Source organism: Natronobiforma cellulositropha (genome assembly GCF_025629245.1).
Classification (GTDB): Archaea; Halobacteriota; Halobacteria; order Halobacteriales; family Natrialbaceae; genus Natronobiforma; species Natronobiforma cellulositropha.
This window is the reverse complement of sequence record NZ_JANZXN010000009.1, coordinates 110,062-124,676: the sequence shown is the minus strand read 5'-3', so window position 1 is coordinate 124,676 and position 14,615 is coordinate 110,062. Positions and strand designations below refer to the sequence as shown.

At 66.5% G+C, this 14,615-nt stretch carries 12 protein-coding genes; 3 read left to right on the top strand and 9 right to left on the bottom strand.

The annotated features are described in order from the left end of the window. The first annotated feature begins 321 nt into the window (after positions 1 to 321). Positions 322 to 2,229 (top strand): beta-CASP ribonuclease aCPSF1, encoded by a 1,908-nt coding sequence (locus N0B15_RS04735; RefSeq protein WP_263018335.1) that lies wholly within the window; start codon positions 322 to 324, stop codon positions 2,227 to 2,229. Between the two features lie 19 nt (positions 2,230 to 2,248). Here the strand turns inward: N0B15_RS04735 and N0B15_RS04730 are convergent, their stop codons facing one another. Together N0B15_RS04730 and N0B15_RS04725 are read right to left on the bottom strand one after the other, a co-directional pair. Next, positions 2,249 to 2,941 carry a methyltransferase gene (locus N0B15_RS04730; protein ID WP_263018334.1) on the bottom strand — a complete coding sequence of 231 codons (693 nt, stop codon included), beginning with the start codon at positions 2,939 to 2,941 and terminating at the stop codon, positions 2,249 to 2,251. 207 nt (positions 2,942 to 3,148) lie between these two features. Continuing rightward, on the bottom strand, positions 3,149 to 4,159 hold the full coding sequence (locus N0B15_RS04725) for a TIGR03557 family F420-dependent LLM class oxidoreductase (RefSeq protein ID WP_263018333.1): 1,011 nt from the start codon (positions 4,157 to 4,159) through the stop codon (positions 3,149 to 3,151). Between the two features lie 306 nt (positions 4,160 to 4,465). Between N0B15_RS04725 and N0B15_RS04720 the strand changes: the two genes are divergently transcribed. Beyond that, complete coding sequence (locus N0B15_RS04720; protein ID WP_263018332.1) at positions 4,466 to 6,514, top strand: endo-1,4-beta-xylanase; 2,049 nt, start codon at positions 4,466 to 4,468, stop codon at positions 6,512 to 6,514. Positions 6,515 to 6,766: 252 nt separating this feature from the next. After that, positions 6,767 to 6,997 carry a hypothetical protein gene (locus N0B15_RS04715; RefSeq protein ID WP_263018330.1) on the top strand — a complete coding sequence of 77 codons (231 nt, stop codon included), beginning with the start codon at positions 6,767 to 6,769 and terminating at the stop codon, positions 6,995 to 6,997. Positions 6,998 to 7,288: 291 nt separating this feature from the next. On the opposite strand, the gene N0B15_RS04710 is transcribed toward N0B15_RS04715, so the two are convergent. The 7 genes from N0B15_RS04710 to N0B15_RS04680 all read right to left on the bottom strand — a co-directional run bounded on the left by N0B15_RS04710 (position 7,289) and on the right by N0B15_RS04680 (position 14,384). Further along, on the bottom strand, positions 7,289 to 7,831 hold the full coding sequence (locus N0B15_RS04710; protein WP_263018329.1) for a D-lyxose/D-mannose family sugar isomerase: 543 nt from the start codon (positions 7,829 to 7,831) through the stop codon (positions 7,289 to 7,291). Positions 7,832 to 7,961: 130 nt separating this feature from the next. Further along, positions 7,962 to 8,531 carry a 2Fe-2S iron-sulfur cluster-binding protein gene (locus tag N0B15_RS18300; protein ID WP_263018328.1) on the bottom strand — a complete coding sequence of 190 codons (570 nt, stop codon included), beginning with the start codon at positions 8,529 to 8,531 and terminating at the stop codon, positions 7,962 to 7,964. A 181-nt stretch (positions 8,532 to 8,712) separates the two neighbouring features. Then, the gene (gene gnd, locus N0B15_RS04700; RefSeq protein ID WP_263018327.1) at positions 8,713 to 9,609 is read right to left on the bottom strand and encodes a phosphogluconate dehydrogenase (NAD(+)-dependent, decarboxylating); all 897 of its coding nucleotides are present in this window, start codon (positions 9,607 to 9,609) and stop codon (positions 8,713 to 8,715) included. A gap of 104 nt (positions 9,610 to 9,713) precedes the next feature. Next, a complete protein-coding gene (locus N0B15_RS04695; RefSeq protein ID WP_263018326.1) occupies positions 9,714 to 12,722 on the bottom strand; it encodes a PAS domain S-box protein in 3,009 nt (1,002 codons plus the stop codon). Between the two features lie 79 nt (positions 12,723 to 12,801). Next, complete coding sequence (locus N0B15_RS04690; RefSeq protein ID WP_263018337.1) at positions 12,802 to 13,236, bottom strand: hypothetical protein; 435 nt, start codon at positions 13,234 to 13,236, stop codon at positions 12,802 to 12,804. Between the two features lie 72 nt (positions 13,237 to 13,308). Continuing rightward, positions 13,309 to 13,788 (bottom strand): copper resistance protein CopD, encoded by a 480-nt coding sequence (locus N0B15_RS04685; RefSeq protein WP_263018325.1) that lies wholly within the window; start codon positions 13,786 to 13,788, stop codon positions 13,309 to 13,311. A gap of 41 nt (positions 13,789 to 13,829) precedes the next feature. Then, positions 13,830 to 14,384: a metal-dependent hydrolase gene (locus N0B15_RS04680; RefSeq protein ID WP_263018324.1), complete on the bottom strand. Its 555-nt coding sequence runs from the start codon at positions 14,382 to 14,384 to the stop codon at positions 13,830 to 13,832. Positions 14,385 to 14,615 lie beyond the last annotated feature (231 nt).

Below are 14,615 nucleotides of genomic sequence, written 5' to 3'. Positions count from 1 at the left end.
CCCAGTGAAGCGGGAAATCTTGGACATAGACATCCGCCGTTTCCCGCTTCAACTCCCTAGTTCTGACGGATCAAGTCGGCGCAGTCTGGCGATTCACCAGAGCCAGCTAAACTAAACACGATCGGCGAGAAAGTACGAACCTTTTTATCCACTCTCACGAAGAGAGCAGTAGCAGTTCATCGGCCCCGTCCGCGTTCGTCGTCACCACAACAGTCGATAGTCGGCCGTCGGTGATCCGGGTGTTTCTGAGACACGCAGATCGCGTCGGTCTCTGGTGTACGCTCCCTGGAAGACGGCGACGCGGCGGGCAGTGACCCATCTATGAGCGACGACACATCTCACAGCGATTTACACGAGCGCGTTACGAACGAAGTCCCCGCGAACGTCGACGTCACCGACGTCCAGTACGAGGGACCGGACCTGGTCATCTACACGACGACGCCACGCGAGTTCGCCCGCGACGGCAACCTCCTGGGCAACCTCGCGCGGACGCTCAGAAAGCGCGTCACCGTCAGACCCGCACCCGGCTCGCAGTCCGGTCCCGACGAGGCGGAGGCGAAGATCCGCGAGATCGTCCCCGAAGAGGCCGACATCCAGGAACTCGAGTTCTACCCGACGATCGGCGAGGTGCTCATCGAGGCACGCAAGCCGGGACTCGTGATCGGGCGGCGCGGGCGGACGCTCCGGGAGATCACCCGCGAGGTCGGCTGGAACCCGGAGGTCGTCCGGACGCCGCCGATGGAGTCCTCGACGGTCGACAACGTCAGGAACTTCCTCACCCAGGAGCGCGGCGACAGACGCGAGTTCCTGACGCGCGTCGGCGAGCGGATCCACGGCGATCCGCAGAACCCCGTCGACTGGGTGCGCGTGACGACGCTCGGCTGCTGTCGCGAGGTCGGCCGGGCGAGTTTCGTCCTCCACACGCCGAACACGCGCATCCTGATCGACTGCGGTGACAAACCCGGCGCGGAGGGCGAGGTGCCCTACCTCCACGCGCCCGAGGCGATGCCGCTGACGGGAATCGACGCCGTGGTGCTCACCCACGCCCACTTAGATCACAGCGCGCTCTTGCCGCTGATCTTCAAGTACGGCTACGACGGACCGATCTACGCGACGGAGCCGACGCGCGACCTGATGGGGCTGTTGACCCTCGACTACCTCGACGTCGCCGCCAAGGAGGGACGCGCCCCACCCTACGAGAGCGAGCAGGTCAGACAGGCGATCAAACACACCATCCCGATCGGCTACGGCGACGTCACCGACATCGCCCCGGACGTGAAGCTGACGATGCACAACGCTGGCCACATCCTGGGGAGTGCGAGCGCTCACTTCCACATCGGCGAGGGCTTCTACAACGTCGTCTTCTCCGGCGACATCCACTACGAGCCGACACGGCTGTTCAACGGCGCAGTCAACGACTTCCCGCGCGCCGAGGCGATGATCATGGAGTCGACCTACGGCCGCCGTGGAGACTACCAGACCGACACGAAAGAGAGCGAGCGGAAGGTCGAGGAGATCATCAACGAGACCGCAGACCAGGGCGGAATCACCGTCATCCCCGCCTTCGCCGTCGGCCGCTCACAGGAACTCATGCTCGTCTTAGAGGAAGCGATGCGCGAGGGGACGATTCCGACGATGCCCGTCTACCTCGATGGGATGATCCGCGAGGCGACCGCCATCCACACCGCCTACCCCGAGTACCTCAGAGACGGCCTCCGCCAGCGCATCCTCCACGAGGACGACAACCCCTTCATCGCCGAGCAGTTCCAGCAGGTCGACGGCGGCCAGGAGATGCGCGAAGCCATCGCCAGCGGCGACCCCTGCGTCATCCTCTCGACCTCCGGGATGGTCACCGGCGGCCCCATCATGTCCTGGCTCGAGCTGCTCGGTCCCAACCCGAACAACACCCTGCTGTTCGTCGGCTACCAGGCCGAAGGCACCCTCGGCCGACGCATCCAGAGCGGACGCACGGAGGTCTCACTCGGCGGCCGCGGCGGTCCCGACCGCCTCACCCTCGAGATGCGCATCGACTCGGTCAGCGGCTTCTCCGGCCACGCCGACCGCGCCGGACTCGAGCAGTACGTCGAGGAGATGAACCCCCGCCCCGAGACCATCCTCTGTGTCCACGGCGACGAGCAGGCGACCGACCAGCTCTCTTCGGCGCTCTACCAGCAGTACAACGTCCGGACCCACCAGCCGAAGAACTTAGAGACGTTTCGCTTTCCCTGACTGACGCCCGAGTACGGACCTACTCGAGCGTCGATCCCTGGGTGTCCGTGTACGCCGCGTGCGCGTCGGGACAGACGCGGCTGAGGCGTCTGTTCTCGAGTGCGCGGTAGACCGGAAAGAGGAGCGTGCTCACGAGTGCGAGCGTGAGTCCGGTGCGGTCGGCGACGAGCACCGCCACGCCGAGGGCGGCGAGGAGACCGCCGAGAAACAGCGGGTGGTGGAGGTAGGTGTAGATTCCCTCCTCGACCAGCGGCGCTTCGACCGGCCGGTACTCGAACAGAAAGCCCGCGCCGTCGAGACCGAGCGCGTCGAACCCAGCGTAGAGCAGCAGGCCGCCGGCGGCCAGCGCGGCGACGCCGAGGGCGAAGGCGGCGTCGAACTCGCGAAGCCCCCGTGCGTGCGCCAGCGGTGTCAGGATCAGCGAGACGCCGAAGGAGACGCCGAAGAGGATGTCCGTCCAGAAGGCCCGGACGTAGGCGTCCGAGCCGTACTCGAGGTGGCGCTCCTGGCGGCGTGGGAAGAGGATGCCGAGCCAGCAGAACCAGCAGGCCCAGCCGAGGAGCAGCCCGGCCAGCGCCGGCACGCCGAGCAGTGACTCGAGGGCGAGTCGGGTCACGAGGAGCGCGACGGTGACCGATCCGAACAGCGAGACGAGAAAGAGCCGCGACCCCAGCGTATCACGCCAGCCGAGTTCGGCGAGGATTCCCTTCACGTGACCACCCCGCCGTCACGCGAGCACGGCCCGCTCGAGCGGAGCCGCGTGCCGGAGCGCTGAAAAGCGCTCGAGACTCGAGCGCACGTGGCCGTCCGGGAAACGTTGCGACGCACGGATGAGTGTTCCGACAGGATCGTAATAAATCCAGTCTATAGCGACGTACACTAACCGGCCTGCGTCCGAAAATAGTCGAGCCGGGCGCGCTCAGTCGAACTCGGGGAAGACGTGTTCTGCGAGCACCTCACAGAACGCCTCCTGGTCGGGGCTGTGACTCTGGTAGACGATGTGGTTGAAGCCCGCGTCGACGTACTTCTGCGTCTCCGCCAGGATGTCCTCGGGGTCGGTCGTGATGATGAACAGGTCCTCGAGACAGGCCGGGTCGACCTTGTCGCCGTGGGCCTGGACGACGCGGGGGTCTGCGACGTCGGCCTCGAAGAAGATGGGAAGCTGGGTGCCTCGCCACGGCAGGCAGGGCTCGAGCGCCGCCTGCTCGCTGTCGGGGTCGTAGGAGACGTGGATGTGAATCGAGCGGTCGAGGTCCTCGATCGACTCGTTGTGGTCTGATTTGGCGATTCCCTTCTCGACGGCGGGGAACAGTTCGTTCTGGACGCGGTCGGGTTCTTCGAAGACGGTGACGTAGCCGTCGCCTAAGTCGCCAGCCATGCGCGCGAGCGTCGGGCCGTTGCTCGCGATGTAGATGGGTGGGGCCTCGTCGGGGCCGGTGTAGAGGTTCGCCTCCTCGAGCGTCCAGTAGCGGCCGTCGTAGTCGACGAACTCGCCTTCGAACAGCGCGCGGATGATGCGGATCGCTTCTGCGGTACGTTTGGCACACTCGCCGAAGCCGGGCATCGGCAGGCCGAGCGGACTCTCGTTGAGCGCCTCGCCGGAGCCGAGACCGAGGAAGACCCGGCCGGGGTAGAGTTCCTCGAGCGTCGCGAGCTGGTGGGCGACGTTCGCGGGGTGATAGCGGTGGATCACCGCGCTGACGCCCGTCCCGATGACGAGGTCGTCGGTGCGCTCGAGCGCGGCGGGGAGCCACGACCAGCAGTTGCCGCCGTTGGCCGAGGTGCCGTCCTGGAGGTGGTCGAACCAGGGGTGGAAGTGGTCGTTGACCCACGCGGTGTCGAAGCCCGTCTCCGCTGCGAGCTCGACCTGTGAGAGGCACTCTGCCGGTGAAAATTCTTCCAGTGACGCAAACCAGCCGAATCGTACCATTATGCGTACTGGAGGTGGGCGAGAGCCTATAGGTGTTCCTGGTGGCGAATCTGTCCGGGATCGACGACAGTTCCACGGTCGAAGTGTGACGGAGCCTGACAGACTACCGGCCAGAGCCGGTTCTTCGGGGAGACGCCGTCTAGCACACTAATTTTATATATCTTTGTCTTAAATGTTTTAACGTGTTATCCGATGGAAAAAGGAGAGTCAGCTGGTAACAGCGCTGGTGAGGAGAGTCCGTCTACCGATCGAAGCCGCGACGAGAGTCGTGACAGAACGGCCGGGAGGAGTCCCATCGGAGAGCCGGTGAACCGTCGTGACTACCTGCGAGCGATCGGGGCCACCGGCGTCGCGGGGGTCGTCGGCTCCCTCGCTTCGACGACGGCAACGGCACAGAGTACCTTGGATGAGGCGGCGGCCGATGAGCGGATCCACGAGAATCAGACGGGACCACTGACCGTCGAGGTCGTCGACCAGGACGGCACCGCCATCTCCGGAGCCTCGGTCGACGTCGAGATGCAAGAACACGACTTCGTCTTCGGCACCTGCGTGAACGCCGGCGCACTGATCGATCAGTACGACGACGACGAGCATCCCTACCGCGAGAACATACTCGAGTTGTTCAACACCGCCGTGCTGGAGAACATCCACAAGTGGGCCGTCTGGGAGGGCAACCAGTCGCTCGCCGACGAGACCGTCGACTGGCTCGCTGCGCACGACTTTCGTATCCGTGGCCACACCTGCATCTGGGGGGTCGACTACACGATACCGGGGGACGTCCAGACCGCGATCGACGACGGCGACGCAGCGACGATTCGCGAGCGCTCGCTACAGCATATCGAGGACATCATCACTCACTACGGTGAGACGGTTCAGGAGTGGGACGTCGTCAACGAGGCACTTCACCGGGGAATAATCCACGACGGCGTGTATCCGGGGCAGATCGATCTGGACGACCTCGAGCGGGGTGAGGTCCAGCCGTGGCGCTCGCCACTGCTGGCCGACTGGCACGCCCAGGCGGAGTCGGTGATCGACGAGCACGACCTGGACGTCGAGATCTGCACGAACGACTACAACACGATGACTTGGTCGTACGCGCGGAGCCGATACGCCGAACAGCTCGAGTTCCTCGAGGGCGAGGGGCTTCGGGTGGACGGAATCGGTCTCCAGGCGCACATCGGGCCGACCATCGACTCGGGCGAGCAGTGGAGCTTCGACGTGATCGATGGTGTCTTCGAGCACTACGCCCAGTTCGACGCGGCCCAGCGCATCACGGAGTTCGACATGGCTGGCGACGACTGGACCGGCCACGAGCAACGAGCCGAGGTGTTCCGGCAGTTCCTCAAGACCGCCTACGGACACCCCAACGTCGACGAGTTCGTCATGTGGGGCTTCTGGGACAACGCCCACTGGCTCGACGAGGCGCCGTTCTTCGAGGAGGACTGGACGGAGAAGCCGGCGCTAGACGTCTACCGCGACCTCGTCTTCGACGAGTGGTGGACCAGCGAGTCGGGGACGACCGACGCCAGTGGCACCTACACCGTCGACGCCTTCCTCGGCGACCACGAGGTCACCGTCACGACGGACGAGGAATCGGTGACCCAGACGGTGTCCGTGACGGACTCGAGCGCCGGCCAGGAGCTTACCGTGACGGTCGCTGGGGGCGAGACCACGCCGACGGACGCGACGGCGGTGAACGCTGGCGGCGAGGGCCACGAGAGCGCAGACGGGGTGACGTACGTCGCGGACGAGGGGTACAGCACCGGCTCGACGTACGCGACGTCGGACCCGATCACGGGAACCGACGACGACATCCTCTACCAGAGCGAGCGCTATGGAGAAGCGTTCTCCTACGAGTTCGACCTCGAGCCCGGCACGTACGACGTCCAGTTGCACTTCGCGGAAATCTTCCACGAAGCCGACGGAGAGCGGGTCTTCGACGTGCTCGTGGATGGGGCGACGGCGATCTCGGATCTGGACATCCACGCGGAGGTGGGCCACGACACCGCGTTGGTGCGGACAGTGGAGGACGTATCCGTCGCCGACGAACCGCTGGCGGTGAGTTTCGATGCAGTGGTCGACAACGCGAAGGTCAGCGCGATCACCATCGTGCCCGCTTCCACCGACGAGGAGTCGGAGAGGATCGAACTCAACGGCTATCACAGCCAGGATACGACGGGCGATGGCCTGTACAACGACATCACGGGCGACGGCCGGACGTCCTTCCAGGACGTCGTGACCTTCTTCGAACACCTCGAGAGCGAGACCGTCCAGAGCAACGTCGAGGCGTTCGACTTCACGGGTGACGGCCAGGTGGGCTTCGCCGACCTGATCGCGCTGTTCGAGCAGATCTAAGAGCCACTCGGCGTTCTCGAGCGGCTTCCGTTCTCATCCGAGTGAGCAGCGAGTTCGCCCTGGCGGGACCCGAAGACCGAGACCGAGACCGTGAGCGATTGCTCGAGGGTGGGGTCACGATCGGTCCCGCGTGACGCCTCGAGCGACGTGCTGTCCGGCGGCAAGTCGATGCCCGCTAGTGAGTCACCAGAGTGACAAAATCGAGGGTAGGCTTATTTGCCCTTGGTAATATGTTCTGTACGAGTGTGTAAGATGAGTGGAGTTTTGGCTGAGAAGCCACCCCTCTCCCGCCGTGCCTGCCTCGCCGCGCTCGCCACCGGCACCGTCGTCGGGACGGCGGGCTGTCTCGACGTGCTGGGCAGTGACGACGAACCGGAGCCGGTACAGCTGGGTCGAGTGGGGATCACGAACTTCCGGGACGAGCCACACACGCTGTCCGTGCTAGTGACCACACCCGAGGAGATCGTCTTCTGGGAAACTTGAGAGATCGAAGCGAACGCCGGGTCCGACGGGCCAGTCTTCGAGGGGCCGTTCACCGACGAGCCCGAGCGCCTCGACGTGTTCGCCTCGCTCGAATCGGGAGCCGAACCACAGACGAGTCGAACCGCCCTCGGGGAGTCAGCGAGCGGCTGCATAACGCTCGACGTATACACGAGTTCGATCGCTCCACTGTACATCAGAGAAATCGAAACCGAAGCGCATTGCGAGTGAGCGACACGGCGGGTCGGCGGAGAACCTCGTCCGTGCAGACACTACGTCCGTCATCGGGAGCGCTCAGTACTCGACACCCGAGAGGCGGTCAACGGCGGGATCGGTGAAGATATCGGCCTCGTCGACGCTCCGCGAGGAGAACTCGGAGATCACCGCCCCCTCGGGACCGCCCTGGAACCAGTGGTTGGTGTCGGGTGGAATCGTGTACTGGTCGCCGGGTTCGAGGCGAATCTCGCGAGCGGCAGTGTAGTACTCCTCGCGCGCGGGCGGGCGCACCGACGGGTCGTCGGTCGGCTCACCCTCGACGAAGAGGTAGACGGTCCCGGCGCGACAGCGGAAGGTCTCGCGTTTGCCGGGCGTGTCGTCGATCGGTGGGTGTCTGTGCTCCGGGCAGGTCTGGCCCGGGAGCTGAACGAGTTCTTTCGCACAGTAGCGGTCGGTGTTGACGTAGGTGTGAATCTGCGTGCCGACGCGCCCGAGGTCGTCGAAGCCGAAGTCGGCGACCTCGAGTCCGGCTCTCTCGGTGTCGGTGAGGACGATACCTGCGTCCTCGAGCAGCGTGAGTGCGCGCCGGGCGGCGTCGTCGCGAGCGGCATCAGAAGCCATGAGCTACCCTGACGGGGACGGAGTCAAAAGTCGTTGGGTGTCAGCAAGCCGGGTAGCGGTGGAGCGTACTCGGCGGGTGAGAACGGAACGGAAGAGGGTCCGCGAGGTGCGGTCGGGTGGAAGCGGCGGGTCAGGGCGTCTCGCTGGTCTCGATGGAGAACTCGCCGCGCGGGTAGGCGACGCAGGTGAGGACGTAGCCGTCGCCCATCTCGTTCTCGTCGAGCATCTGCTGGTCGTCGTGTTCGACGAGTTCGTTCGCGTCGCCGGAGATCTTCCCGGCACAGGAGACACACTGGCCCTGTCGGCAGGCGTAGGGGAGGTCCCAGCCGTGGTCTTCGCCCGCGTCGAGCAGCGGTTCGTTGTTCGCGACTTCGATCGTCTCGCCCTCTTTGACGAACTCGATCTCGAAGTGTTCGATCTCGTCTTCAGGGATGTCTCCCGGGCCGGAGGCCGCGCCGCCAGCGTCGTCGCCGCCTTCCTCGAGTTCGCCACCCGCGTCGCCGCCGCCGATGGCGACCGCACCGCCACCGCCGCCGATGGCGCGGTTCATCGGTTCGGGGAAGTCCGTCTCGATGACGGTGTTCGCGCGGTGTTCGAGAACCTCCTGGGAGATGTCCTGGCTCGGACGCCACGGCGTGCCCTTGAGGAAGTGCAGTGCCGCCACGCCGACGACGAGGACGGTCCCGATTGCGAGCCCCATTTCGCTGACCATATGCGAGGGAGTTGGGTGAGGTGGTTCAATAGTATTGTGTTTCCGCGGCCAGCCGTCGGGGTGCGTGCGAACGGCTGGGCAGGTGTCGGCGACCCAGAAGTGACGGCTGGGCAGGGAGCTGGTGACTCGAGCGGAAACGGCAGACCGGGTGTGAGCGAAGCGCGCGGTGTCACTCCTTCCGGGGGACGTGGTGGCGGCCGAAGCCGTAGCGCACCCGGTTGGCGAGGCGTCTCGAGAAGCGCTCGTCGGCGCGCGAGCCGAAGCGCTCGGCGAGGGCGGTGTAGATCAGCGGCAGCGGGACGTCCTGTTCGAGTCCCTCCTGGACGGTCCAGGTGCCGGTCGAGCCACCCTCGACCCGGTCGGCGACGTCGCCTAAGTCGGTGCCTTCCTCGCGGAACGCCTCCTCACACAGCTCGAGCAGCCACGAGCGGATCACCGCGCCGTTGTTCCAGACGCCCGCGACGGCTTCCAGGTCGAGGTCGTAGCGGCCCTCGTAGAGCAGCTCGAAGCCCTCGCCGTAGGCCTGCATGAGCGCGTACTCGATGCCGTTGTGGACCATCTTCACGTAGTGGCCGGAGCCTTCGGGACCCATCCGCGCGTGGCCGTCGGGACCGGTCGCGACCGCGTCGAACACCGGCGTGAGTTCGTCGTAGGCCCACTCGGGCCCGCCGATCATGAGCGAGAAGCCCTCCTCGGCGCTGGCGGGACCGCCGGAGGTGCCACAGTCGAGGTAGGCCGCCGGACAGGCTTCCGCGCGCCGGAGCGTCTCCTCGAAGTGGGAGTTGCCACCGTCGACGACGATATCCTCCGCCTCGAGGTGGGTCTCGAGTTCCTCGAGCGTGGCGTCGACGGCCGCGCCGGCGGGGACCATGAGCCAGAGGCGTCTCTCCTCGCCGAGGCGGTCGACGAGGTCGGCGATCGAGTCGGCTGGCTGTGCGCCAGCGTCCGCCGCGGTGGCGACGGCCGCCTCGTCGAGGTCGAAGGCGACGACGTCGTGGCCCGCCTCGAGCGAGCGCCCCGCCACGATCTGTCCCATGCGTCCGAGTCCGATTACGCCCAGTTGCATGCGTGTGGATGTGAGCAGGGTCGTGGTAGTGGTTGCGGTTCGCTCGAGGCGGTGGCCGGACGGACAGCGGGGAGGTGGACACCTGCCAGGAGCCGCGACACTCGTCACTCCTGGAGGGTGGGTGCCCGCTCGAGGGAGATGGTGACGCGCGTCCCGCCGAGTGGTGAGCGCTCGAAGGTAATCTCGCCGTCGTAGGCGTCGACGGTCCAGTAGACGAGCCAGAGACCGAGACCGCTACCGTGTGAGAGTTGCGTGATGTCCCGCTCGCCGGTGACGACCTCGCGTTCGTGGTCGGGGATGCCGGGTCCGTCGTCGTCGACCGCGACGGTGACGGCGTCCCCGCTGGCTCGCGCGCTGACGCGGACGGTCGGTGAGCCGTTGCGGGCGTGCTCGACGGCGTTGTCGACGAGGTGAGAGAGGACGACCGAGAGGCGGTCACCGGCCCTGACGACCAGGTCGTCGGGAACGTCGACCTCGATGGCGGCGTCGGTCCACGACTCGGGTGCGTCTTCGAGGACGCGTGCGACGAGTCCCGATAGCGGGATGCTCGAGCGGCCGACGCGCTCGCGTCTGAGCGTCTGTTCGAGGCGTTTGGCGTCCTCGCTCAGGTCGGCGAGGTCGGTCGCGGTCTCGCGGAGTGTGGCCGCTGCGCGTCGGAGCGTCGGGTCGTCGACGGCGGACTCGAGCTGGTCGGCATAGCCCATGACGACCGTGAGGTCGTTTCGGAGGTTGTGTCTGAGGACGCGGTTGAGCACCTGGAGGTACCGCTCGCGCTCTTTGCGCTCGGTGATGTCACGGACGGCGCCGACGGTGCCACGGAACGAGTCGTCCGATGACAGTAACGAGATGTCGACCTCGACGGGGAACTCGTCGCCGTCGGCGGTGTGAAGCGTTCCCTCGAGCGGCGCCCGTTCCCGTACCGGGTCGGCGAGTAGCCGCTCGACGTGGTCGGTGGCGCGCTCTCTGTCGCGGTCGTCGACGACGAGCGAGACGTGTTCGCCGAGGAGGTCCTCGCGTTCGTAGCCGAGTCTGGCCGCGAACGGTTCGGTGACGAGGGTGAACCGCGCCGCCTCGTCGAGGGCGTAGACCATCCCCTCGACGGTCTCGAGCACCTGTTCGTATCGGAGGAGGGACTCGCGGCGGGCGGCGGCGTCGAGGGCGGCGGCGGCGCTGGTGGTGAGCAGGCGAACGAACTGGAGGTCGCCCTCGTCGAACGCCCCCGGCTGTGGTGAGCCAACTGTCAGGACGCCCGCGTCGGCGAGCGGGACGTACATCGCGCTTCGGAGACCGTATCTGGCGATGAGTGCGTCCGGTTCGAGGTCGTCGACGACGATCGGTTCGCCGTCGGCGAACGCCCGGCCAGCGTAGCCCTCACCGACGACGACGGGGGGTGCGCCACCCGTCAGTTCGGGACACGATTGCGTCGCCGCGTCGAGGACGAGTGTATCCGTCTCCTCGTCGTGGAGGCGGACCGAGACGGCGTCGTAGCCGAACAGTTCCGTCGCTGCTTCGACGACGACCGCGGCGACGTCGTAGCGGTTCTCACAGGCGAAGAGCGCGGGCGTCGTCTCGAGCAGTTGGGTGGTGGTCTCTTCGCGCTCCCGTCGCTGGGTGACGTCCCGGAAGTAGACCGAGAGACCGGTCTCGGAGGGGTAGGCGTTGATCTCGAACCAGGCGTCGAGTGGCTGGTCGACGTAGTGTTCGAACGTGGTCACGGCCTGCTGGGCCATCGCGTGGCGGAACGCCGCCTCGAACGCCGGGTCGATCGCCCACTCGAAGCGCTCCCAGAGGCACTCGCCGACGACCTCGTCGGCGTCGACGCCCATCAGTTCGGCCGCACGCGGGTTGAGGTAGGTGAACCGCCAGCGGTCGTCCAGCGAGTAGAAGGCGTCGGTGATCCGGCTGAACGAGGTCTCGAGTTCGCTGCGCAGGCGTTTTCGCTCGGTGACGTCCTCGGCGATGCCGACGACTCTGGTGACCGTTCCCTCCTCGTCGGTGATCGGGTAGGCGCGGTCGCGCACCCAGCGAGTCGTCCCGTCGGGGCGCACGACGCGAAACTCCTCGTCGTACTCCCCGCGGGCGCGCTGGGGAATCGTCTCGACGACGCGGTCGCGGTCGTCGGGGTGAATGCCGTCGAGAAACGAGAGCGGGTCGTCGTAGATCGACTCGCGAGAGCGCCCCCAGATCCGTTCGTAGGCGGGGTTGACGTAGTGAATCTCGTCGATGTCGACCGAACTCATCCAGACGACCTCGGTGAGGTGTTCGGTGAACTGGCGGAACTTCGCCTCGCGCTCGCGGCGCTCGTCTTCGGCGCGTTTTCGGTCGGTCACGTCGGAGAAGGCGACCGAGAGACCGGTCTCCGAGGGGTACGCAGACACCTCGAACCAGGCCGACAGCGGCGAGGAGTACGCCTCGAAGGTGACGCGCTCCTGAGTGTCCATCGCGCGTCGATACTGCGTCTCGAACGCCGTACCGACGGCGTCGGGAAACGCCTCCCAGATGGACACACCGAGGAGGTCCCGCTCCTGGCCGTCGACGAGCGCGAGCGCCCGGTCGTTGACGTAGGTGAATCGCCACTCCTCGTCGAGCGCGAAGAACGCGTCGTCGATCCGAGCGAGGACGCGCTCGAGGGCATCCCGTTCGAAACGGGAGGCGTCGGCGGCCGACGACTCCTCCGTCTCGGGAACGGCGTATCGAACCTCTCCACCGCCGGGTGAGCGCGAGTCGGGACCGGAGTCGGCACCCGACTCGAGCGCGACGAGCGCACGCGGGACGGTGAGTCGGGCGACGCGAGCGGAAAGTGAGGGACCGTCGGAGCGTCCACGAACGACGTACTCGGTGGCGCCCGCCCGGGTTGCGTCGGCGGCGAGCACTCCGTCGGGTTGGTCGGTCGTGAGCACGACCGGCACCTGCTCGTCGAACGAGCGGACGGCCGAAATGGCCGCCAGCGCCTGCTGGCCGTCCGTTCCCTCGACGACGACGCAGTCGACACCCGCGGCGACGAGACCGACGGTATCGAGTACCGAGCGGACCCGGTCGACGGCGACGGACTCGAGACCCAGGTGTGAGTGCTGTGGGTCGAAGACGGCGACTCGGGGCGGTGGAGACGGCACGCTAGGGTGATAGGCGAGTAACGAACGGATGAATGTTGTGGCCGAACAGACTTTCTCGCGAAAATAAAAGTCAGTGAAGTTACTGGATCGGTCCCTCGACGCGCGCCCAGCCGATGGCGTCGAGGACGACGAACCGGTCGCCGTAGCGGACGTAGACGCCGTTGTAGCCGGTACCGTCGGCGTCGTAGTACGGCAACGACCGCCGGAGCGCGTCGACGACGTCCCACGCACCCGTGCGCTCGAGCGTGACGTTGGCCCACTCGTCACGTGCGTCGACGTGGACCGCCCGCTCGAGTGCGCGTCGGACGCCGGGCAGTTCGCGCAGGCGGCGACTCGAGACGTCGACGACGGTCGCGTCGGTAGGAATGTCGCTCGCGTCGACGACTCGTGCGCCGATGTCGGCTCTGGTTCGGGCGCTGACGTCCCGCGCTCGCTCGCTCTGGAGGACGTACCCTGCGACGACGGCCGTGCCGACCGCGAGCAGTGGCAAGGCAACGTCTCTGCCCCTGATCATCATGCATCACCTTACAGCAACCGGCTAAGTATCTTTCGTAGAAATATTCAGAGTTGATAATTACAGACGCGGTCAGACGAAGCGGACGAGTCCGCCGCTGATCGTGCCCGCGACGACGAGCAGGCCGATGGCGACGACGCCAGCCGCACGAAAGACCGGCAGCGCCTCGTGGGCGGGTTCACGGAGTTTCTTCCCGTCGAGACCCGTCCGGAGACGTTTCGAGCCGACCTCGACGAGGACGGCGAGGGCGAGCCAGAGGGCGACCATCGCCAGCACGAGCTGGCCGTTCGTCGAGGTGAACAGCCCCGGGCCAGCCCCGTCGCCGACGGTGTAGGTGGTTCCCGCCAGGTGGCCGCCCGAGAGGAACAAGACGACCGCGCTCGCCCGCGAGAGGGTGGTCAGTTTCCCGGACATCACCTCGAGCGGTTTCGTCGTGTTGAACGCGCCGTCTCTGGCGAGCGGGAGGACGACGAACGCGACGTAACAGACGCTGCCCGCCCAGAGGGCGGCGAACACCAGGTGGACGATACGGGAGACGAGAATGTCGACCATACCGAGGAGTCACAGAGACCCGCCATCAGCGTTGCGACTCGTCACTCGAGCCACTCGGGCGTCCACTCGACGATGCGCCGGCGGACGAGCGCGTAACAGAGCGAGACGGCGACGCCGGCGACGACGACGGCGCGCACCCAGCCGTCGAAGACGACGACGGCGGGGACGGCCAGTGAGACGGCGAGGGCGGCGTCTTCGGGTGAGCCGTCGTATCTGATCCACCGACGCGGGCGGAGCCAGCGGCCGCGCAGGTGGTCGTAGACCGCGCGCTCGGAGGTGGCGCTCCAGGGGTCCATCTCGGGACCACCGCCGAGGGCGTCGCTCATCGCGTGGAGCCACGCGGCGAGAGCGACGGCAGCGAGGAAGGCGGTCGCGCTCGAGGGAGTGACGACGGCGAGGGCGGCCGCGAACAGCGCGAGCGGGCCACCGAGGAGCGGGAAGTGGAGCGTTCGGCGGTGCTCGAGGACGAGGTCGAGGTCGGGTGCCAGGCCACCGACGAGCGCACCGGCGGCGAGGGCGGGGGCGAGTTCCGGGACGACGACGGCGGCCGGAGTGACGACTGCCAGCGCGGCGAACACGTGCGTCGTCGCCATCATGGATGTTCGCTCAGCACCGGGAGCCTTAAACTGTGCGTGAACCGGCGGGCGGTGTTCCGGTTCGAAGGGTTTTCTGCACGGGCGAGAAGAGTTAGTTAGATTATTGTAACCTCACTGCAGATAGAGTGTATGATTGCTGTCGTCGACCGGACGAACCGAGTCTCGTCTGGGGGGGAAAACGTCATCGGCCACGCCGTCAGACCGCCGCGAGTGGTAGCTGCTGTCCGGCGG